This window comes from Acidovorax sp. FW305-C-20-28, assembly GCF_058783375.1.
In genome coordinates this window covers 1-19,866 of the sequence record NZ_JBYSYM010000002.1, presented here as the reverse complement: position 1 = coordinate 19,866, position 19,866 = coordinate 1, and the positions used below count along the sequence as shown (strand labels likewise).

Below are 19,866 nucleotides of genomic sequence, written 5' to 3'. Positions count from 1 at the left end.
GTGCGCAACCAACGGCTGTCAGCCAGTTGCCCCGCCGCTTGTGGACAATAGGGTCCATGCCCCTGATTCCCGACTTCATCGCCCCCACCCGCCACACCGATCCCGCCGAGGCCCTGGCCCAGGTGCAGCGCATCTACCAGCAACAGATCGGCCATCTGCGCGATGCCATGCACCGCTTTGTGGCCGGCGAGACGCCGGGAGGGCATGTGCGCGCCTTCTACCCCTTCGTGCGCATCCACACCACCACCGTGGCACGGGCCGACACCAAGCTGGCTTATGGCTTCGTGGAAGGCCCTGGCCGCTACGAGACCACGCTGACCCGGCCCGACCTGTTCAGCGACTACTATGCCGAGCAGTTCCGCCTGCTGCGCAAGAGCCACAATGTGGAACTGGAAGTGGGCACCAGCGCACAGCCCATCCCCATCCACTTCTCGTTCGCCGAGCACGACCACATCGAGGGCACGCTGACGCAGGAGCGGCGCATGCTGATGCGCGACGTCTTCGACCTGCCCGACCTGGCCGCCATGGACGACGGCATCGCCAACGGCACCTGGGCGCCGCGCCAGGGCGAAGCGCAGCCCCTGTCGCTGTTCACCGCGCCGCGTGTGGACTACTCGCTGCACCGCCTGCGCCACTACACGGGCACGGCGCCCGAGTGGTTCCAGAACTTCGTGCTGTTCACCAACTACCAGTTCTACATCGACGAATTCGTGCGCCTGGGCCATGCCGAGATGGCCAAGCCCGACAGCGAGTACGTGGCCTTCATCGAGCCGGGCAACGTGGTCACGCGCCGCGTCGGGCTGCCCGCGGCAGACGCCGATGCGCTGGGCGTGGCCCCGCCGCGCCTGCCGCAGATGCCCGCCTACCACCTGGTGCGCGAGGACCGCAGCGGCATCACCATGGTGAACATCGGCGTGGGCCCGGCCAATGCCAAGACCATCACCGACCACATCGCCGTGCTGCGCCCGCACGCCTGGATGATGCTGGGCCACTGCGCCGGCCTGCGCAACAGCCAGCAACTGGGCGACTATGTGCTGGCCCACGCCTATGTGCGCGAGGACCATGTGCTCGACGAGGAACTGCCGCTGTGGGTGCCTATCCCGGCGCTGGCCGAGATCCAGGTGGCGCTGGAGCAGGCCGTGGCCGACGTGACCCAAATCGCCGAGGCGGACTTGAAGCGCATCATGCGCACGGGCACCGTGGCCAGCACCGACAACCGCAACTGGGAGCTGCTGCCCGACAACATGCCCCAGCGCCGCTTCAGCCAGAGCCGCGCCGTGGCGCTGGACATGGAGAGCGCCACCATCGCGGCCAACGGTTTCCGCTTCCGCGTGCCCTACGGCACCCTGCTGTGCGTGAGCGACAAGCCCCTGCACGGCGAGATCAAGCTGCCCGGCATGGCCAACCACTTCTACCGCGAGCGCGTGGACCAGCACCTGCGCATCGGCATGCGCACCATCGAGATCCTGCGCGCAGGGGGCATCCACCGCCTGCACAGCCGCAAGCTGCGCAGCTTTGCCGAGGTGGCCTTCCAGTAGAACCGCCGCCTGCCGCAGGCGGCACCCCCTCCATGCCACTGGATTTTCTGACACTGATGGCGGTGATGGCCGCCAACCTGTTCATGATCTCGGCCGCCCTGCCGCTGATCATGGGGCCCGGCGTGAGCACGGCGGCCCGCCATGTGCAGGCCAGCATGCTGCTGCAGGCCATGGCCTGGGCCGCCATCATCGCGGCCGGAACGTGGTGGGACCAGGCCCTGTCCACCGTCTCGGTGGCCTGCAATGCGTTGGCGCAGTGGATGCTCTACCGCGCACTGCGCGAGTGGCTGGGCGAGCGCCCCTTGCAATCCTTGCTGCTGGTGCTGGTGGTGATCACCCCGCTGGGCTACACCCTGGCGTTCGACCACTACGCCTGGCGCGTGGGCTGGGCCAACCTGCTGATGTCCGCCATCCTGCTCATCGTGGCCCGCGCCACGCTCTACCCGGCGCACTATGCCGACCCGCGCTGGCGCCGCCTGCTGATGGCCTGCCTGGTCACCTCGGCCGCGTTCACGCTGGCCCGCGGCCTGCTGGGCGCCTTCACCGACCAGTACCCCAGCTTTCGCACACCCCACCCCGTCAACCTGGCCGCCGCCGTGGCCACCAACGTCAGCCTGGTGCTGGGCACGGTCGCCGTGCTGGTGGCCTGGCGCGCCGAAGCCGAGCAGAAGCTGCGCGCCCTGGCCATGACCGATGGGCTCACGGGCGTGCTCAACCGGCGCGGCTTCAACAAGCAGGCCGAGAACATGCTCTCGCACGCCTGGCGCCACCACCTGCCCCTGACGGCGCTGGTGCTGGACCTGGACTACTTCAAGCAGATCAACGACACGCACGGCCACGAGGCCGGCGACCGCGCGCTGAAGCTGTTTGCCCGCCTGCTGGAGGAAACCTGCCGCACCGGCGATCTGGTCGGACGCCTGGGCGGCGAGGAATTCGGCGTGCTGCTGCTGCACAACAGCGCGCCCGCGGGCATCGCCTTCGACCAGCGCCTGCGCAACCGCCTGCAGACCATCAGCATGGCGGAACTGGGCTTTGCGCTGGACTACAGCGCCGGCATGGCCGTGCTGCTGCCGGCGGAAACCCGTCTGCCCGACCTGATGGCACGGGCCGATGCCGCACTCTACTTGGCCAAGGCCCAGGGAAGAGGCCGCATGGTGGAAGCCTGACCCCCCCTGAGTCGCTGCGCGCCTTTCCCCCTGAGGGGGACGCCCCCAGTGCGGCGGGGCGGCCCTTGCACGGGGGCGCTGGCCTTGGCTGCGCCAGATCATCGATGGTCGACGGGCATCACAGCGCCACGGGCACGGCGATCCGCCACATCGCACACAATCGGTGCATGACGGATTTATTCGACGTGCGCGAACTGCGCAAAAGCTATGGCGAAGCCACGGTGGTCAACGATGTCTCGTTCGCCATCGCCCCTGGGGAATGCCTGGGCGTGATCGGCCCCAATGGGGCAGGCAAGACCACCACCATCCGCATGTGCCTGGGCCTGACCAACCCCGACAGCGGCAGCGTGCGCTTCCACCCGGCCGCGGGAGCGGGGCCGTTGCACATGCCGCACGATGCCCTGGCCATCAAGGCGCAGATCGGCGTGGTCACGCAGTTCGACACCCTGGACCCGGACTTCACCTGCGCGGAGAACCTGCGCGTGTTCGGCCGCTACTTTGGCATCAAGGGCGCAGCCATGGACGAGCGCGTGCCCAAACTGCTCGAATTCGCGGCCCTCACGCACAAGGCGAATGCCAAACCAGGCGAGCTGTCGGGCGGCATGAAGCGGCGCCTGAGCCTGGCGCGCGCCCTGGTCAATGACCCGCGCCTGCTGCTGCTGGACGAGCCCACCACGGGCCTGGACCCGCAGGCCCGCCACCTGATGTGGGAGCGCCTGCAGCTACTGCTGCAGCAGGGCAAGTCCATCCTGCTGACTACGCACTTCATGGACGAGGCGGAGCGCCTGTGCTCGCGCCTGCTGGTGCTGGACCATGGCAGGAAGATCGCCGAGGGCCGCCCGCGCGAGCTGATCGCCCAGCACCTGGAGCCCGATGTGGTCGAGGTCTTCGGCCTGGGCGCCGTGGCCCTGGCCGAGGACGCCGCGCTGCGCGCCCTCGCCGCACGCGTGGAGATCAGTGGCGAGACGGTGTTCTTCTACACCCAGAACGCCCAGCCCCTGCTGCAGGCGCTGGGTGCGCACCCGCATCTGCGCACCCTGCACCGGCCGGCGAACCTGGAGGACCTGTTCCTCAAGCTCACCGGACGGCAGATCCGCGAGGACGGTTGAGGCCGGTCAGGCTTTGCGCGGCTTCACTTTGCTGGCGGCCAGCTTGGCATTGTCGCGCGCGGTGTCCACATTCTCCGCGCGCGCCAGGGCCACGCCCATGCGGCGCTTGGTGAAGCTCTCGGGCTTGCCGAAGAGGCGCAGGTCGGTGTTGGGCACGCGCAGGGCCTCGTCCACGCCGTCGAAGACGATGCCCACGGCCTCCACGCCGCCATAGATCACGGCACTGGCGCCGGGGTTGCGCAGGCTGGTGTCCACCGGCAGGCCCAGGATGGCGCGGGCGTGCAACTCGAACTCGCTCTGGTTCTGGGTGCACAGGGTCACCAGGCCGGTGTCGTGCGGGCGCGGGCTCACTTCGCTGAACCAGACGTCCTGGCCCTTGACGAACAGCTCCACGCCGAACAGGCCCTGGCCGCCCAGGTTGTCGGTCACAGCCTTGGCGATCTGGCGCGATTTCTCCAGCGCGGCCGGGTGCATGGGGTGGGGCTGCCAGCTTTCCACGTAGTCGCCGCTGACCTGCACGTGGCCGATGGGGTCGCAGAAATGGGTCTCGATCTGGCCATCGGCGCCCTTGGCGCGCACCGTGAGCTGGGTGATCTCGTAGTCGAAGTCGATGAAGCCCTCGACGATCACGCGGCCATGGCTCACACGGCCGCCGGCCATGGCGTAGTCCCAGGCCTTCTTCACGTCATCGGGGCCGTCGATCTTGCTCTGGCCCTTGCCCGAACTGCTCATCACCGGCTTGACGATGCAGGGGTAGCCGATGCCGGCGTCGATGGCGGCCTGCAGCTCTTCGAGCGAGTTGCAGAATTGGTAGGGGCTGGTGGGCAGGCCCAGGGTCTCGGCAGCCAACACGCGGATGCCTTCACGGTCCATGGTCAGGCGCGCGGCGCGGGCCGTGGGGATCACGCGCACGGTGCCGGCAGCCTCCAGCTCTTCGAGCATGGGCGTGGCGATGGCCTCGATCTCGGGCACCACCAGGTGGGGCTTCTCGGCCTCGATCAGGGCCTTGAGCTGGGCCGGGTCGCTCATGGTGATGGTGCGGCTGTGGTGGGCCACCTGCTGGCCCGGTGCGTTCTCGTAGCGGTCCACCGCAATGGTTTCCACGCCCAGGCGCTGCAGCGCGATCAGCACCTCCTTGCCGAGCTCACCCGACCCCAGGAGCATGACTTTGGTGGCATGGGGGGACAGGGGGGTTCCGAAGGTGGTCATGGCGGTGCTTTCGACAGAAGGTGATTGGGGAGGGCCGCCAGGCGGCCCGTGGGTGCCGACTTTAATGCACCCGGAGGAGCCCGCGTGGCGCAGAACTTGCAACAGCCGGTGCATGACCGCCCCGCCTTCTCCCGGCCACCCGCGCGCGCAGCCCGATTGGCACGCCCAGGAGCTGCTGCTGATGCGCGAGGTGATGCGCCTGATCGGCCGCAGCCTGGCGCCCGGGCTGGTGCTGCGCGAAATGCTGCACCTGATGAGCGAGCTGCTGGGCCTGAACCGCGGGCGCATCGTGCTGGTGGACGATACTGCGGCTGGCGCGCCGCGCACGGCCTCGATCCAGCATGCCTACGGCTTGACCCAGGCCGAGGTGCAGCGCGGGCGCTATGCCTGGGGCGAAGGCATCACCGGCCGGGTGCTGGACACGGGCCAGCCGGCCATCGTGCAGGACATCGATGCCGAGCCGCTGTTCCTGGCCCGCGCCGTGGCGCGCAGCCAGCTGCCGCCCGAGACCGTGGCCTTCATCGCTCTGCCCATCGAGCTCCACCACGCGCCCATCGGCGTGCTGGCCTGCCACCGCATCCGCAGCCGCCAGCGCCATCTGAACGACGACCTGGCCGTGCTGCGCGTGCTGGCCACGCTGGTGGGCCAACTGCTGCAGCTCGAAGCCCTGGTGGCCGAACAGACGCGCCAGCTGGAGGCGCGCAATGCCGTGCTGGCCAACGCGCTCAACACCAAGAGCGCGCGCTACGGCCTGATCGGCAACTCGCCACCGCTGCTGCAGGCACTGGGCGAGCTCGAACGCGTCTCGCAGACGCAGGCCACGGTGCTGCTGCTGGGCGAATCGGGCACCGGCAAGGAGCTGTTCGCGCGCGCCGTGCACCTGGCCAGCGGCCGGCGCGACCGGCCCTTCATCAAGGTCAACTGCTCGGCCATACCGGACGCGCTGTTCGAGTCGGAACTGTTCGGCTACGAGCGCGGCGCGTTCACGGGGGCCACGGCTGCGCGCGCGGGCTGGTTCGAGCAGGCCGACAGCGGCACCATCTTCCTCGACGAGATCGGCGAGCTGCCGCTGGCCCTGCAGTCCAAGCTGCTGCGCACGCTGCAGGAGGGCACGCTGGTGCGCCTGGGCGGCCAGCGCGAGATCAAGGTCAACGTGCGCCTGGTGGCGGCCACCAACCGCGACCTGGCGCACGAGGTGGAGGCCGGCAACTTCCGCCAGGACCTGTACTACCGGCTCAACGTGATCCCGATCCGCCTGCCCTCGCTGGCCGAGCGGCGCGAGGACGTGCGCGCGCTGGCGCTGCACTTCGTGAGCCGGGCCAACCAGGCGCACCAGCGCAACGTGAACCTGGCGCCCGACGCGCTGGCGCGGCTGGAGGCGCAGCCCTGGCCCGGCAACATCCGCGAGCTGGGCAATGTGATTGAGCGGCTGGTGCTGCTGGCCGATGGCACGCTGGTGACGGGCGCACAGCTGGACCGCTTCCTGCCCGGCGCGGCAGCGCCTGCCACCGTGGCGCCACCGCCCCCCGCAGAGCCTCCGCTGGTGCGTGACTACACCCCCGCCCACTCCCACAGCGCGCAGGCCCTGCGGAGCGCCCTGGCAGAGCACCACGGCAACCAGTCGCGCGCTGCCCAGAGCCTGGGGCTGACCCTGCGCCAGTTCAGCTACCGGCTGCGCAAGGCAGGGCTGCGCTGAGCGGTACCTGTGTCGACAATTTGTCGACACTGTGTCCACAGCATCCCGCCGTGACTTGGTGTCGGCGCATGCAAGACGGTCAAATTTGCTCCTCATACGATAGCAATCAACAAAGAACAGGCAACAATACTCAGAGATCAGAACGCAATTTTGCGCCTTTGGCACACCTGTTGCGGTAAGGGACGCAGGCCATCCTGCCCACCACCGCACCGAAAGGTTTCCCATGAGCACCGATTCCGACGCCGTCCTGATCTCGCCCACCCAGCTGCAGGCCCTGCAGGCTGCAGAGCCCGTCGTGCTGATCGACACCCGCGACGCCGACACCTACGCCCTGGGCCACATCCCGGGCGCGGTCAACCTGCGCGAGACCTTCACCTTCCTGGCCACGTCCAGCCCTGAAGGGCTGCAGGAGCTCAAGGACACCTTTGCCGCGCACCTGGGGGCCATCGGCCTGTCGGGTGCCGAAACGGCGGTGTTCTACGAAGACGCCCTGAACAGCGGCTACGGCCAGTCCTGCCGCGGCTACTACCTGCTGACCTGGCTGGGCTACCCCAAGGTCAAAGTATTGAACGGCGGCTACTCGGCCTGGAAGGCGGCCGAACTGCCCGTCTCCACCGAGGCCGTGGTGCCCACGCCCGCGATCTTCCCGACCACCCTGGCCACGGCCGACGTGATGCTGACCAAGGACGATGTGGCCGAGGCCCTGGGCACCGACACCGTGCTGCTGGACGTGCGCGACGTGGACGAATGGATTGGCGAGAGCTCCAGCCCCTACGGCAAGGATTTCGCGCCGCGCAAGGGCCGCCTGCCGGGCGCCAAGTGGGTGGAGTGGTACCGCTTCATGAAGCCCTCGCCCCAGGGCCCGGTGTTCAAGTCGCCCGACGAGGTGCGCGCGGAATGCGCCACCGCCGGCATTGCGCCGAGCGACACGGTGTACCTGTACTGCTTCAAGGGTGCACGCGCGTCCAACACCTTCCTGGCGCTCAAGCAGGCCGGCTTTGCCGATGTGCGCATGTATTTCGGCTCGTGGAACGAATGGTCGCGCGACGACAAGCTGCCCATCGAAAGCGGTCTGCCCCTGCTGCGCCCGGCCAGAAAGCCGGCGCTGGCCCTGGCGGCCTGAATCCCTGCGGGGCCCCTGCCCCGCCCCCTTTTTTCTTTCTCGTCTCTCAACCCTCCAAGGAAAACCATGTCCACCGATCTGCTGGAACCCGCTGCCCCTGTCACCACCATCCATACGGCCCTGCGCCCCATCGACCGCGATGGCCTGATGGCCTTTGCCGAGAAAGGCCGCAACAACCCGGCGAGCCGCGGCACCAACAAGGTCCACACGGTGATGGAAGGCCAGTACCGCTCGCTGAGCACCGTGGGCAACCACACGCCCGTGGTGGTGGACGAGCCGCTGCACCTGTTCGGCCAGGACACGGCGCCGGCACCGGGCGAGATCGTGCTCTCGGGCCTGGGCGGCTGCCTGGCCGTGGGCATCACCGCCGTGGCCACCTGGAAGCAGGTGAAGCTCAGCAAGATCGAGGTCTTCATGGAAGGCGACATCGGCAACCCCGCCGCCTGGGGTGCCGGCGGTGCGCTGCAGAAGCTGCCACCCGAAATGGGCTTCCAGGCCATCCGCGTGAAGGTGCTGGTCGAAGGCGATGCGCCGCGCGAGGTGCTCGACGAGATCGTGCAGCACGCCAACTTCTACTCACCCGTGGCCAACAGCATGCGCAACCCCATTCCGTTCGAGATCAGCCTGGCCGACTGAGCCCCCTCGCCGTCTTTGCCCTGCCGCGCACACCCCAGGAGCCCGCCCCCATGAAACCCGCCGACCTCCCTCCCCAACTCCACCTGGAAGGCGCCCTGCGGGGCGACGCCCTGATCGCCGCCGTGCGCGCCATCGCCCAGGGCCCGCTGGCCGCGCAGGCCGAGGCCATCGACCGCGTGGGCTATTACCCGCGCGCCGAACTGCAACAGTTGGGCGCTGTAGGTGCCATGGGGGTGCACCTGGACAGCACGGCCGGCCCGGCGGACTATGGCCTGGCCATCCGCGCCATGGCCGAGGTCTCGCGCGTGTGCGGCGCCACCGGCTTCATGCTCTGGTGCCAGGCAGTGTGCGGGCTGTACCTGCAGCAATCAGGCAATCCGGCGCTGATGGGCGAGGTGCTGCAGCGGCACGCCAGCGGCGCGGGCCTGGGCGGAACCGCACTCTCCAACCCCATGAAGAGCTATGCCCAGATCGAAAGCCTGCTGCTCCAGGCCACGCCGGTGGACGGCGGCTACCTCGTGAACGGCACCCTGCCCTGGGTCAGCAACCTGGGGCCTGACCACTACTGCGGCGCCGTAGCCGCGATTGCCCAGCCCGAGGGCGCCGCCCCGCGCGAGCTGATGTTCCTGCTGCGCTGCGATGCCCCGGGCGTGGAGATGCGCGAGTGCCCGAGCTTTTCGGGCATGGAGGGCACGGGCACCTATGCGCTGCGGCTCAAGGACCACTTCGTGGGGGCGGAGCACACCATCGCCGACCCGACACGCCCGACCATCGCACGCATCCGCGCCGCCTTCGTCATGCTGCAATGTGGCATGGCCGTGGGCGTCACCCAGGGTGCCATCGACTCCATGTGGGCGGTGGAGGCCCAGCTCGGCCATGTGAACCAGTTCCTTGAAGACCGGCCCGATGCCCTGCAGGCCGAGCTCGACGCGCTGACCGCGCGCGTGATGCGCCTGGCCGAGACGCCGTTCGACACCCGTACCGAATTCTTCATCGACGTGCTGGACGCGCGCGCCCATGGTGCCGAGCTGTGCCTGCGCGCCGCCCAATCGGCCCTGATGCACCAGGGCGCGCGCGGCTACCTGATGAGCTCCGACGTGCAGCGCCGGGTGCGCGAATCGCACTTCGTGGCCATCGTCACGCCGGCCATCAAGCACCTGCGCAAGGAGATCGCGCGCCTGTCCACCGAGGAGATGCCTTCATGAGCGCAGCCACAGCCACCCACACCGCGCTGGCCGACGACTCCTGGCTGCAGTACATCTGCCACGCCTGCGGCTACATCTACGATGAGGAGCAGGGCGACCCCGATGGCGGCCTGCCACCCGGCACCCGCTACGCCGACATTCCCGACGATTGGGCCTGCCCGCTGTGCGGCGTGAACAAGAACGATTTCGAGCCCTATCTGGCACCCAGCATGGAGGCGCTCAAGGCCCAGGCACGCAGCAGCAGCGCGCCGATCCCGGCACGGCGCCAGACCGACCCCGGCGTACTCATCGTGGGCGCGGGCCGTGCCGGCTGGCAGATGGCCGAGGCCCTGCGCGCGCTGGATCCGCAGCGGCCCATCACCCTGGTGACCGACTGCAGCGGGGACCTGTACGACAAGCCACAGCTGTCCATCGCCATGGCCAGGCACCTGCCCCCCGAACGCCTGGTGCGCGAAACCGGCACCGCCGCGGCAGCCCGGCTGAACGTGCGCCTGCTGGCCCACACCTACGCCGTGCGCGTGGAACCGTCCGCCGCCGGCGGCGGCGGCACGCTGCGCACCACGCGCGGCCCCCTGCGCTACCGGCACCTGGTGCTGGCCCATGGCGCGCAAGCGGCCCTGCCTCCCGGCCTGCCGGCGGCGCTGTGCTGGCGCATCAACCACCTGCAGGCCTACCAGCGCCTGCGCACTGCCCTGGGCCACACGCCGCGCCGCGTGCTCATCGTGGGCGCCGGCCTCATTGGCTGCGAACTGGCCAACGACTTGGCCCTGGGCGGCCACAGCATCACGCTGCTGGACACCGAAGCCCTGCCCCTGGCACGCTGTGCCGGCGAAGCCCGCGCCCACGAACTGCTGGCCGCGTGGTCCCGGCTTCCCATTGCATTCGTGGGCGGCGTGCGCGTGGCCTCCCTCGACACCCTGCCGGCACCCGCGCCCGACGGCACCTTGCAGCTGACCACCATCGATGGCCGCCAGTTCACAGCCGACCAGGTGATCGTGGCCGCAGGCCTGCAGACCCCCACGCGCCTGGCGCACAGCGCCGGCCTGGCCTGGGACGGTGGCATCGCCGTGACGCCAGAACAATTGCAGACCAGCGTGCCGGGCATCCATGCCCTGGGCGACTGCATCACCATCGGCGGGCAGGCCAGCCGTTTCATCGAACCGATTGCACGCCAGGCACGCACCATCGCCGCCGCGATCACGGGCGCGGCAGACCTGCCCTATGAGCACCGGCCCTTGCCCATACGCGTCAAGACCAGTTCCTGGCCCATGACCCTCTGAGAAAGGGGTTCCAAAAATATTTTCAGGAAATTGCACCACACGTGCATCCAAACGGCGTTCTCGCGGGTAGTACCTGCAGCAGCCCCCTTTTGCTGCTGTTCTTTCAACCCATTTGAAGAAGAGAAACGCTATGACCAACCCAGCTACCCTCTCCCGTCTCGCCCCCCTGACCGGTGCCATCGCCGCAGCGGCCCTGCTGACGGCCTGCGGTTCGATGATGTCGTCCGGCCCCATGTTCTCGCAGGACAGCCTGCCGGACACCGTCAAGGTGCCCGGTGGCAACAAGGTCGCCATGGAGACCGTGGGCGTGGGCGAGATCACCTACGAATGCCGCGACAAGGCCAATGCCCCCGGCCAGACCGAATGGTTCTTCGTCGGCCCCAAGGCCGTTCTCAACGACCGCGGCGGCAAGCAGGTAGGCACCTACTACGGCCCACCCGCCACCTGGGAATCCAAGGACGGCTCCAAGCTGACTGCCACCCAGGTCGCGGTGGCCCCGGCCGGTGCCGGCAACATCCCCTACCAACTCGTGAAAGCCAACCCGGCCATGGGCTCTGGCGCCATGACCGGCGTGACCTATATCCAGCGCGTGGCCTTGAAGGGCGGCGCCGCCCCCGCGGCCGCATGCAGCGCGGCCAACAAGGGCGAGCGCCAGATCGTGAAGTACCAGGCGGACTACATCTTCTGGAAGGCCGCGTAAGCGCCACTCTTTCCAGCGAGAAGAACGCAATCCCCTGGACTCCTGGGGATTGCGTGCGAAAGCGTGGCCTAGTGGGCTAGGATGCAGCCACGCCCTGGGTGCGCGCACTGCGCCACGCAGCCATTCGACGACCGTGCCGAGCCCTTCGCAACCCGTGCCTGAAACCCCTGGCGATTTTGACTACGAAGCGGCACTGGCCGCCTGCGCGGCCGGCGACCGCCAGGCCATGCGCCGGCTGTACGAGCACGAAGGCCCGCGCATGCTGGGCGTGGCGCTGCGCATCGTGCGCCAGCGTGCGCTGGCCGAGGACATCGTGCACGACGCCTGCGTGAACATCTGGAGCCGGGCCGCAGGCTACGACGCGGCGCGGGGCAGCGCGCGCGGCTGGATCTACAGCGTGGTGCGCCACCTGGCGCTCAACGCCGTGCGCAACGCGCGCCGCCACGTCGACATCGACGAGGAAACCACCCACACCCTGGAGGCCGACATGTCCGTGCAGGCCTTCCACGATGCCGCCAGCAGCTTCGAGCTGAACGTCAGCCTGGGCCGGCTGCAGCACTGCCTGGAGGCGCTGGAGCCCGCGCGCCGCAACTGCGTGCTGCACGCCTATGTGGAAGGCTGTTCGCATGGCGAGATCGCCGAGCGCCTGGGCGCGCCGCTGGGCACCGTGAAGGCCTGGATACGGCGCAGCCTGACCTCGCTGCGGGAGTGCATGGCATGAGCACGCCCTACCCCGAAGACCCGCATGGCGACCTGCAAGTGCTGGCCGGCGAATACGTGCTGGGCACGCTGCCCGCGGCCGAACGCCTGGCCGTATCGCAGCGCCTGGCCACAGAGCCCGAGCTGCAGCAGGCGGTGAACGACTGGGAGGAGCGGCTGCTGCCGCTGACCCTGTTGGCCGAGCCCGTGCCGCTGCCGGTGCACCTGGCCTCGCGCATCGAGGCATCGCTGCAAGGCCTGCGCCAACAGCCGCAAACCGCCACAGCGGTGGTGCCGGCGCGCAGCAGCTCCGAGGGCTGGTGGAACCACCTGGGCCTGTGGCGCGCGCTCGCAGGCTCCGGCTTTGCCATGGCGGCCCTGCTGGCAGCGGTGCTGGTCACCCGCACCGCGCCCGTGGCGGCACCGCCGACCTTCATGGTGGTGCTGGTGGCGCCGCAGGACAAGGCCCCCGGCTGGGTAGTGCAGGCCAGCTCGCCACGCGAGATCAGCCTCATACCGCTGGGCGTGGCCGAGGTACCGGCCGACAAGGCGCTGGAATTCTGGACCAAGGCCGACGACTGGAATGGCCCCGTCTCCCTGGGCCTGGTCAAGCCTGGCCAGCCGCTGCAGGTGCAGCTCGACAAGCTGCCGCCGCTGCAGCCCAACCAGCTCTTCGAGCTGACGCTGGAGCCGCCCACTGGCTCGCCCATCGGCAAGCCCACGGGCCCCATCCAGTTCATTGGCCGGGCAGTCAAGGTGCTCTGACCCTGAGCTGCGGGCCGGGAGCGCCTCAATACTGCTTGTAGGGCAGGAACTTGCCGGAGAGCACCACGTTGACGCGGTCGCCCTTGGGGTCGGCCTCGCGCGTGATGTCCATGCTGAAGTCGATGGCGCTCATGATGCCGTCGCCGAACTCCTCATGGATCAGTTCCTTGATGGTGGTGCCGTAGACGCTGACGATCTCGTACCAGCGGTAGATCAGCGGGTCGGTGGGCACGGGCGTTGGCAGCGAGCCCTTGTAGGGCACGACCTGCAGCCACTTCTGCTCTTCGGCCGTGAGGCCGAAGATCTTGCCCAGCACCTTGGCCTGTTCGGCCGATGCCGTCATCTGGCCCAGGCACAGGGCCGTGGTCCATTCCTTGGACTGGCCGACCTTCTTGGCAATGGCATCCCATTGCAGGCCCTTGGCGACCTTGGTGCTGATGATCTTTTCGGTGACGTCGTTGCGGTTCATGGTGATGGCTCCTTGGGTTGGATGGGTTTTGACTGAGGGCAGGGGAAAACATCGGGGGTGCAGCCCTCCCTGCCACCTGGTCGGGCAGCACGGCGGGGCTGGCGGCCGGCGGGATCAGTGGGCCTTGGCCCGGGTCACGAGAAAGTCCACGATGTGGTTGCGCAGCGCGTAGTAGCCGTCCAGGTGGTGCAGGCTGCTGCGCGTGCGTTCGCGTGGCAGCGGGTTCACCACCACCTCGGCGATGCCACCCGGGTGGTAGCCCGCGGGCGACTCGTTGCCGTTGCTCATGAGCAGGATGCGGTCGGACAGCAGGATGGCCTCGTCCACGTCGTGGGTGATCATGAACACCGTCTGCTGCGTCTGGCGCACGATGGCCATGAGCTCGTCCTGGATGGTTCCGCGCGTGAGCGCGTCGAGCGCGCCGAAGGGCTCGTCGAGCAGCAGCATCTTGGGCTGGATGGAAAAGGCGCGCGCAATGCCCACGCGCTGCTTCATGCCGCCCGACAGTTGCGAGGGCTTCTTGTCGATGGCGGGCGTGAGCCCCACCAGGGCAACGAATTTCTCCACATGCGCATCGACCTGCGCGGCCTTCCAGTCCGGCCAGCGCGACTTGACCGCGAAGGCGATGTTCTGGCGCACCGTGAGCCAGGGCATGAGTGCATGGCTCTGGAACACCACGCCCCGGTCCAGGCTGGGGCCGGCGACCTCGCGCCCGTCCATGATGACGGTGCCCGAAGTAGCGGTATCGAGCCCCGCCAGCACGTTGAGGATGGTGGTCTTGCCACAGCCCGAGTGGCCGATGATGCAGACGAACTCGCCCTTGTCGAGCGTGAACGAGACGTCGGCGAACACCGGCTTGGCCGGCACGAAGGCCTTGCTGAGCCGGTCGATCTGAAGGAAACCGGAGGTCACGGACGGGGCCTTTCGTTGCGGGTGGGCATCAGGGGTGGTGGATGCGGCGGGGCGCTGGGCGACATCACTCCACATAGGTCACCACCTTCTGCAGTTGGCCGAAGAGCAGGTCGAGCAGCATGCCGACCACGCCGATCACCAGGATGGCGAAAATCACGTTGGTCAGCGACAGGTTGTTCCACTCGTTCCACACGAAGTAGCCGATGCCCGTGCCGCCCACCAGCATCTCGGCGGCCACGATCACCAGCCAGGCGATGCCCATGCTGATGCGCATGCCCGTGAGGATGGTGGGCGCCGCCGCCGGCAGGATCACCAGGAAGGCCTTGCGCAGCGGGTTGACCTGCAGCGTGGCCGAGACGTTGAGCCATTCGCGCTTGACCGAGGCCACGCCGAAGGCCGTGTTCACCAGCATGGGCCAGACCGAGCAGATGAAGATCACGAAGATGCCCGAGATCGACGAGTCCTTGATGGTGTAGAGCGCCAGCGGCATCCAGGCGAGCGGGCTGATGGGCTTGAGCACCTGGATGAAGGGATCGAAGGCGCGGCGCAGCAGCGGCGACATGCCGATCACGAAACCCAGCGGAATCGCCACCAGACAGGCCAGGCCGAAGCCCAGCGCCACGCGGCCCAGCGAATGCGCGAGCTGGATGGCAATGCCCTTGTCGTTGGGCCCGTTGTCATAGAACGGGTTGGACACATGGCCCCAGACCGTGGTGCCCATCTCGGCCAGGGTGGGGAAGCCGCTGCTCTTGGTGCTGGCGCCCGGGTCCTTGCCCATCATCTTGGCGTACTCGATCTGCTCGGCCGTCATGCCGGCCGCGCTGCCGCCCGATCCGGACGAGGCCGTTGCCACATACCAGATGCCGAGCACCGCCAGGAAGATCAGCACGGACAGCAGGCCCGCGCGCAGGTGAAGGTTCTTGGACGGAGACATCTCAAGCCACCTTGCGGATCGGGAAGCTCTTGGCGTAGTCGCTCGCTTTCGCGGCATCGAACTCGCGGCCCATGATGGTGAACTTGGGGTAGGCGCCGTCAGGCACCTTCTGGTCCAGGGCCTTCATCTGCTTCTTGGCATCGGTGATGAGGAAGACCTTCTCGGCGATCTGCTTGTAGTCCACATCGCCCTTGATGTAGCCCCAGCGCTGCATCTGCGTGAGCATCCACACGGCCATGCTCTGCCAGGGCATGGGGTCGAAGTCGGCGCGGTCGGGCACGTTCTGGATCTTGCCCAGGCCGTCGGCGAACTTGCCGGTGAGCACCTGGTTGAGCACGGCCTCGGGCTGGTTCAGATAGGCCTGGGGCGCGATCACCTTGGCGATCAGCTCGCGGTTCTTGGGGTCGCGCGCCATGGCGGCCGAGGTGAGCACGGCGCGGTACAGCGCGGCGAAGGTGTTGGGGTTCTTCTGGATGAACTCGGTGCTGGTGCCGAAGGCGCAGCAGGGGTGGCCGTTCCACAGGTCCTTGGTGAGCACGTGGATGAAACCGACTTCCTCGAACACCGCGCGCTGGTTGAACGGATCGGGGCCGAGGAAACCGTCGATGTTGCCCGCGCGCAGGTTGGCCACCATCTCGGCCGGCGGCACCACGCGCAGTTGCACGTCGGTATCGGGGTTGAGGCCGGCCTCGGCCAGGTAGTAGCGCAGCAGGAAGTTGTGCATGCTGTACTCGAAGGGGATCGCGAACTTGAAGCCTTTCCAGTTCTTGGGGTCGCGGTTGTCTTTGTGCTTGAGGCTCAGCGTGATGGCCTGGCCGTTCACATTCTGGATGGTGGCCACGTTCATCGGCGTGGCGTTGGACCCGAGGCCCATGGAGATGGCCAGCGGCATGGGCGAGAGGAAGTGCGTGGCGTCGTACTCCTTGTTGATCATCTTGTCGCGGATCAGCGCCCATCCCGCCGTCTTGGTGACTTCGACATTCAGGCCCTGCTTGCTGTAGAAGCCCAGCGGGTGGGCCATGATCAGCGGCGTGGCGCAGGTGATCGGGATGAAGCCGATCTTGAGGTTGGTCTTCTCCAGCGCGCCTTTTTCCTGTGCCATGGCCTGCATGCTGGCCACGGGCAGCACGCTGGCGATGGCGGCCATGGCCGTGCCCTTGCCCACGGCCTTGATGAAGCGGCGGCGCATGGCGTCTTGCGGGAACAGGGCCTTGACCAGGGTGGCCTCGATGAATTCGTTGCTGTAGGCCTCGAACTCGCTCGTGAGGCTGCGCTGGCGCAGGGTGGCGGCTGCGGCGTCGGCCGACGCCTCGGCATGGTGGTCGGCCGCCGTGTGGTCGCGGCCGCAGCTGCACTTGAGCATCAACGGGCGGTCGGCATCGAAAGGCGAGAAGAATTCGGACATGGCACACCTCGGTGAAGTTGATGCCAGCCGCTACGCAAGGCACGGGCCAGTTGCCGGCCCCACCGGCCCGGTGTCATGAATTCGCAGGTGCGTTGTCTACAGCGTGTAGGGGCAGCACTACAAACCGGGCCTGCAAGGCCGTGAAATCACTCCGCTGGCGTGCCGCGCGCCAGCAGGGCCAGCTCCACATCGTTGCGCGCGCCGGTCTTTTCGAGGATGCGGGCGCGGTAGGTGCTGACCGTGTTGGGCGCGAGCTTGAGCTGTGCACCAATTTCGCCCACGCTCTGCCCCGCGGTGAGCAGGCGGAACACCTGGTGCTCCCGGTACGATAGCGCGTCCACCCCGGCTGGCATGCCCTGCTGGGCAGTTCGCACCACCCCGGTGCGCTCCACGGCACCCGCCAGCGCCTGGGCCGTGGCCTCCGTGAGGTAGCGGCCGCCGGCCGCCACCTTGCGCACGGCGGCCACCATGTCGTCGGGGTCGGCGCTCTTGTGCAGGTAGCCGGCCGCGCCCATCTGGATGCAGCGCACCGCGTACTGCCGTTCGGGGTAGGTGCTGAGCATCAGCACCGGCAGGCCCGGCCAGGCCTTGCGCAGCACCTGCAGCACCTCCAGCCCGTCCATGCCGGGCATGGCGATATCGAGCAGCACCAGGTCCAGGCCCGCCGTGCCGCCGAGCCCGGCCACCTGGTCCAGGACCTCCTGACCGCCCGTGGCCTCGGCCGCGACCACGATCTCGGGCAGGCCGTTGGCGGGGTCGCCCAGCACCTGCTTCAGGCCCTCGCGCACGATGCGGTGGTCGTCGCCGAGGAGCACGCGCACGCTGGCGGTGCTCATGCCATCGCCTCCAGCGGGATGCTCAGCTGCAGGCAGGAGCCTTCGCCGGGTTCGCTGGTGATCGTGAGGTGCCCGCCCAGCTGGCGCGCACGCTCGCGCATGCCCATCACGCCGTAGGCGGTGGGCGCCTCCAGCGCCTGGCGCGTGGCGCCCACGCCGTTGTCCTGCACGCACAACTGCAATTGCTGCTCCCGGGTAGCGATGCGGACCGCGATGGCATTGGCCTGGGCGTGGCGCCCCACGTTGCTCAGCATCTCCTGGAAGATGCGGAACACCGCGATGGCGGCCGGCTCGGGCAGGTGCAGCGCCTCGGGCACGTCCATCTGCCAGTCCAGCTGCAATTCCGCCGACTGCACGAATTCCTGGGCCTGCCATTCGAGCGCCGCCCACAGGCCCTGGTGGTCCAGGATGCTGGGGCGCAGGTCGGTGATGATGCGGCCCACGTTGTCCACCGCATTCTCGATCAGCCGGCTCATGTTCTGGCACTTGCAGCGCATCTGCTGGCGCATGCCGTCCGCGGCCTCGGGCGTGCGGGCGCCCTGCTCGCCCAGGCGCTTGTGCAGCCAGTTCACGTCCATCTTGAGGGCCACCAGCAGGCTGCCCAGCTCGTCGTGCACCTCGCGTGCGATGCGTGTGCGCTCGTCCTCGCGCACCTGTTCCGAGTAGGCCGACAGCTCGCGCAGCTGGCCCAGGGCCTGCGACAGCTCCTGCGTGCGCGCGGCCACACGGCGCTCCAGTTCGTCGTTGGCGCGGGCCAGTTCGTCGTGCGCCCGCTGCAGCTCGCTGGCCGCGCGCCTGCGCTCGCTGATGTCCAGGAAGGTGATCACCGCGCCCTGCACCCGCCCCTCCTCCACGATGGGGTGGCTCGAATACTCCACCGCGAAGGCCGTGCCGTCGCGGCGCCAGAAGACCTCGCTGTCCACCCGGCATGGGAGGCCGCTGCGAAAGGCGTTGAAGATGGGGCAGTCGCTGTCGGCATAGGGGCTGCCATCGGGGTGGGAATGGTGGGTGAGCGCATGCATGTTGCGCCCCATCACCTCCTCGGCCGCAAAGCCGAGCATGCGCGCGCCGGCCCGGTTGATGAACATGCAGTCGCCCGCCAGGTCGATGCCGAACACGCCTTCCCCCGTGGATTCGAGCAGCAGCCCGAGCCGCTCGCGCCACAGTGTGGGGGCGGAGGGAGGCAGGTGCAGGACGGTGGCGCTCATGCGCCAGGCGCAAGCAATGGGCATGCCCGGCCAATGCACAGCACAATAGGGACATGCAAACCGCCGCGACCACCACCCCATCGGCCCCGCTGCCACCGCCCACACCATCCGTGTGGATGCCGCCTTCGCTGTCGGCGCGCTGGTGGCCCGTGTTCCTGCGCAACCTGCTGGTCTGGCGCAAGCTGGCCATCCCCAGCCTGGTGGGCAACATCGCCGAGCCCTTGATGTGGCTGGTGGCCTTCGGCTACGGCATGGGGGCGCTGGTGGGCCAGGTGAACGTGGGCGAAGGCACGCGGGTGCCCTACATCCTGTTCCTGGCCAGCGGCTCGATCTGCATGAGCGCGATGAATGCCGCCAGCTTCGAGGCTCTGTACTCGGCCTTCTCGCGCATGCATGTGCAAAAGACCTGGGACGGCATCATGAACGCCCCCGTGCGCCTGGACGACGTGGTGCTGGCCGAGATGCTCTGGGCTGCCTTCAAGGCCTTGTTCACCGTGACCGCCATCCTCGGAGTGATGCTGGCGCTGGGCATCAGCCACAGCCCCAAGCTGCTGGTGGCCTGGCCGGTGCTGCTCGGCGTGGGCATCATGTTCTCCAGCATCGCGCTGATCTTCAACGCGCTGGCCAAGGGCTACGACTTCTTCACCTACTATTTCACGCTGGTGCTCACGCCCATGATGTTCCTCTCGGGCGTGTTCTTCCCGCGCGAGCAGTTGCCGCCCATCGTGCGCGCCATCTCCGACTGGCTGCCGCTGACGAATGCGGTGGAACTGGTGCGGCCTCTGTTCATGGACCAGTGGCCCGCCCACCCCTGGCGCCACGGCCTGGTGCTGGTGGTGACCACGGTGGTGGCCTTCTGGGTCGCCCTGGCGCTGACGCGCAAGCGCTTTCGCAGCTAACAGGCTGTTGAATTTCATCCCCGTAAAACCTGGCGTTCAAGAGCATCGTTGTAGATACTGACGACTCCCTCAACAAG

19 protein-coding genes are annotated in these 19,866 nt (G+C 68.2%); 12 read left to right on the top strand and 7 right to left on the bottom strand.

Annotated elements, in window-relative coordinates; genetic code table 11:
* Positions 1–56 precede the first annotated feature (56 nt).
* The 3 genes from AC3WOH_RS03400 to AC3WOH_RS03390 all read left to right on the top strand — a co-directional run bounded on the left by AC3WOH_RS03400 (position 57) and on the right by AC3WOH_RS03390 (position 3,813).
* Positions 57–1,538, top strand: coding sequence for an AMP nucleosidase (locus tag AC3WOH_RS03400; protein ID WP_492228005.1), 1,482 nt, complete (start codon positions 57–59; stop codon positions 1,536–1,538).
* A 32-nt stretch (positions 1,539–1,570) separates the two neighbouring features.
* Positions 1,571–2,704 (top strand): GGDEF domain-containing protein, encoded by a 1,134-nt coding sequence (locus AC3WOH_RS03395; protein WP_492228004.1) that lies wholly within the window; start codon positions 1,571–1,573, stop codon positions 2,702–2,704.
* A 167-nt stretch (positions 2,705–2,871) separates the two neighbouring features.
* The gene (locus AC3WOH_RS03390; protein WP_492228003.1) at positions 2,872–3,813 is read left to right on the top strand and encodes an ATP-binding cassette domain-containing protein; all 942 of its coding nucleotides are present in this window, start codon (positions 2,872–2,874) and stop codon (positions 3,811–3,813) included.
* Positions 3,814–3,819: 6 nt separating this feature from the next.
* Here the strand turns inward: AC3WOH_RS03390 and purT are convergent, their stop codons facing one another.
* Positions 3,820–5,022 carry a formate-dependent phosphoribosylglycinamide formyltransferase gene (gene purT / locus AC3WOH_RS03385; RefSeq protein WP_492228002.1) on the bottom strand — a complete coding sequence of 401 codons (1,203 nt, stop codon included), beginning with the start codon at positions 5,020–5,022 and terminating at the stop codon, positions 3,820–3,822.
* 112 nt (positions 5,023–5,134) lie between these two features.
* Between purT and AC3WOH_RS03380 the strand changes: the two genes are divergently transcribed.
* The 8 genes from AC3WOH_RS03380 to AC3WOH_RS03345 all read left to right on the top strand — a co-directional run bounded on the left by AC3WOH_RS03380 (position 5,135) and on the right by AC3WOH_RS03345 (position 13,126).
* Complete coding sequence (locus tag AC3WOH_RS03380) at positions 5,135–6,718, top strand: sigma 54-interacting transcriptional regulator (RefSeq protein WP_492228001.1); 1,584 nt, start codon at positions 5,135–5,137, stop codon at positions 6,716–6,718.
* 223 nt (positions 6,719–6,941) lie between these two features.
* Positions 6,942–7,841 carry a sulfurtransferase gene (locus tag AC3WOH_RS03375; protein ID WP_492228000.1) on the top strand — a complete coding sequence of 300 codons (900 nt, stop codon included), beginning with the start codon at positions 6,942–6,944 and terminating at the stop codon, positions 7,839–7,841.
* 66 nt (positions 7,842–7,907) lie between these two features.
* Positions 7,908–8,477 (top strand): OsmC family protein, encoded by a 570-nt coding sequence (locus tag AC3WOH_RS03370; protein WP_492227999.1) that lies wholly within the window; start codon positions 7,908–7,910, stop codon positions 8,475–8,477.
* 50 nt (positions 8,478–8,527) lie between these two features.
* Positions 8,528–9,682: an acyl-CoA dehydrogenase family protein gene (locus AC3WOH_RS03365; protein ID WP_492227998.1), complete on the top strand. Its 1,155-nt coding sequence runs from the start codon at positions 8,528–8,530 to the stop codon at positions 9,680–9,682.
* On the top strand, positions 9,679–10,962 hold the full coding sequence (locus AC3WOH_RS03360; protein WP_492227997.1) for an FAD-dependent oxidoreductase: 1,284 nt from the start codon (positions 9,679–9,681) through the stop codon (positions 10,960–10,962). Before AC3WOH_RS03365 ends, AC3WOH_RS03360 begins: the two co-directional genes overlap by 4 nt.
* A 130-nt stretch (positions 10,963–11,092) precedes the next feature.
* A complete protein-coding gene (locus AC3WOH_RS03355) occupies positions 11,093–11,662 on the top strand; it encodes a DUF3455 domain-containing protein (protein ID WP_492227996.1) in 570 nt (189 codons plus the stop codon).
* Positions 11,663–11,816: 154 nt separating this feature from the next.
* On the top strand, positions 11,817–12,383 hold the full coding sequence (locus AC3WOH_RS03350; protein ID WP_492227995.1) for a sigma-70 family RNA polymerase sigma factor: 567 nt from the start codon (positions 11,817–11,819) through the stop codon (positions 12,381–12,383).
* Complete coding sequence (locus tag AC3WOH_RS03345) at positions 12,380–13,126, top strand: anti-sigma factor (RefSeq protein ID WP_492227994.1); 747 nt, start codon at positions 12,380–12,382, stop codon at positions 13,124–13,126. Before AC3WOH_RS03350 ends, AC3WOH_RS03345 begins: the two co-directional genes overlap by 4 nt.
* A gap of 25 nt (positions 13,127–13,151) precedes the next feature.
* On the opposite strand, the gene cynS is transcribed toward AC3WOH_RS03345, so the two are convergent.
* From cynS to AC3WOH_RS03315, 6 genes are all read right to left on the bottom strand, one after another.
* A complete protein-coding gene (cynS, locus tag AC3WOH_RS03340) occupies positions 13,152–13,595 on the bottom strand; it encodes a cyanase (RefSeq protein WP_184858990.1) in 444 nt (147 codons plus the stop codon).
* Between the two features lie 114 nt (positions 13,596–13,709).
* Entirely contained in the window at positions 13,710–14,582 is an 873-nt protein-coding gene (locus AC3WOH_RS03335) for an ABC transporter ATP-binding protein (protein ID WP_492227993.1), read from the bottom strand.
* A complete protein-coding gene (ntrB, locus tag AC3WOH_RS03330) occupies positions 14,572–15,441 on the bottom strand; it encodes a nitrate ABC transporter permease (protein ID WP_492227992.1) in 870 nt (289 codons plus the stop codon). The genes AC3WOH_RS03335 and ntrB overlap by 11 nt, the downstream gene beginning before the upstream one ends.
* A gap of 1 nt (position 15,442) precedes the next feature.
* Entirely contained in the window at positions 15,443–16,846 is a 1,404-nt protein-coding gene (locus AC3WOH_RS03325; protein WP_492227991.1) for a CmpA/NrtA family ABC transporter substrate-binding protein, read from the bottom strand.
* 146 nt (positions 16,847–16,992) lie between these two features.
* A complete protein-coding gene (locus tag AC3WOH_RS03320) occupies positions 16,993–17,682 on the bottom strand; it encodes a response regulator (protein WP_492227990.1) in 690 nt (229 codons plus the stop codon).
* Positions 17,679–18,890, bottom strand: a complete 1,212-nt coding sequence (locus AC3WOH_RS03315; protein WP_492227989.1) for a sensor histidine kinase — start codon at positions 18,888–18,890, stop codon at positions 17,679–17,681. Before AC3WOH_RS03315 ends, AC3WOH_RS03320 begins: the two co-directional genes overlap by 4 nt.
* A gap of 53 nt (positions 18,891–18,943) precedes the next feature.
* Between AC3WOH_RS03315 and AC3WOH_RS03310 the strand changes: the two genes are divergently transcribed.
* Positions 18,944–19,789: an ABC transporter permease gene (locus AC3WOH_RS03310; RefSeq protein ID WP_492227988.1), complete on the top strand. Its 846-nt coding sequence runs from the start codon at positions 18,944–18,946 to the stop codon at positions 19,787–19,789.
* Positions 19,790–19,866 lie beyond the last annotated feature (77 nt).

Excerpts from the sequence above, each read along its gene's own strand:
- AC3WOH_RS03400 (WP_492228005.1), top strand. The coding sequence starts at position 57 with ATGCCCCTGATTCCCGACTTCATCGCCCCCACCCGCCACACCGATCCC.
- AC3WOH_RS03395 (WP_492228004.1), top strand. The coding sequence starts at position 1,571 with ATGCCACTGGATTTTCTGACACTGATGGCGGTGATGGCCGCCAACCTG.
- AC3WOH_RS03390 (WP_492228003.1), top strand. The coding sequence starts at position 2,872 with ATGACGGATTTATTCGACGTGCGCGAACTGCGCAAAAGCTATGGCGAA.
- purT (WP_492228002.1), bottom strand. The coding sequence starts at position 5,022 with ATGACCACCTTCGGAACCCCCCTGTCCCCCCATGCCACCAAAGTCATG.
- AC3WOH_RS03380 (WP_492228001.1), top strand. The coding sequence starts at position 5,135 with ATGACCGCCCCGCCTTCTCCCGGCCACCCGCGCGCGCAGCCCGATTGG.
- AC3WOH_RS03375 (WP_492228000.1), top strand. The coding sequence starts at position 6,942 with ATGAGCACCGATTCCGACGCCGTCCTGATCTCGCCCACCCAGCTGCAG.
- AC3WOH_RS03370 (WP_492227999.1), top strand. The coding sequence starts at position 7,908 with ATGTCCACCGATCTGCTGGAACCCGCTGCCCCTGTCACCACCATCCAT.
- AC3WOH_RS03365 (WP_492227998.1), top strand. The coding sequence starts at position 8,528 with ATGAAACCCGCCGACCTCCCTCCCCAACTCCACCTGGAAGGCGCCCTG.
- AC3WOH_RS03360 (WP_492227997.1), top strand. The coding sequence starts at position 9,679 with ATGAGCGCAGCCACAGCCACCCACACCGCGCTGGCCGACGACTCCTGG.
- AC3WOH_RS03355 (WP_492227996.1), top strand. The coding sequence starts at position 11,093 with ATGACCAACCCAGCTACCCTCTCCCGTCTCGCCCCCCTGACCGGTGCC.
- AC3WOH_RS03345 (WP_492227994.1), top strand. The coding sequence starts at position 12,380 with ATGAGCACGCCCTACCCCGAAGACCCGCATGGCGACCTGCAAGTGCTG.
- cynS (WP_184858990.1), bottom strand. The coding sequence starts at position 13,595 with ATGAACCGCAACGACGTCACCGAAAAGATCATCAGCACCAAGGTCGCC.
- AC3WOH_RS03335 (WP_492227993.1), bottom strand. The coding sequence starts at position 14,582 with ATGTGGAGTGATGTCGCCCAGCGCCCCGCCGCATCCACCACCCCTGAT.
- ntrB (WP_492227992.1), bottom strand. The coding sequence starts at position 15,441 with ATGTCTCCGTCCAAGAACCTTCACCTGCGCGCGGGCCTGCTGTCCGTG.
- AC3WOH_RS03325 (WP_492227991.1), bottom strand. The coding sequence starts at position 16,846 with ATGTCCGAATTCTTCTCGCCTTTCGATGCCGACCGCCCGTTGATGCTC.
- AC3WOH_RS03320 (WP_492227990.1), bottom strand. The coding sequence starts at position 17,682 with ATGAGCACCGCCAGCGTGCGCGTGCTCCTCGGCGACGACCACCGCATC.
- AC3WOH_RS03315 (WP_492227989.1), bottom strand. The coding sequence starts at position 18,890 with ATGAGCGCCACCGTCCTGCACCTGCCTCCCTCCGCCCCCACACTGTGG.
- AC3WOH_RS03310 (WP_492227988.1), top strand. The coding sequence starts at position 18,944 with ATGCAAACCGCCGCGACCACCACCCCATCGGCCCCGCTGCCACCGCCC.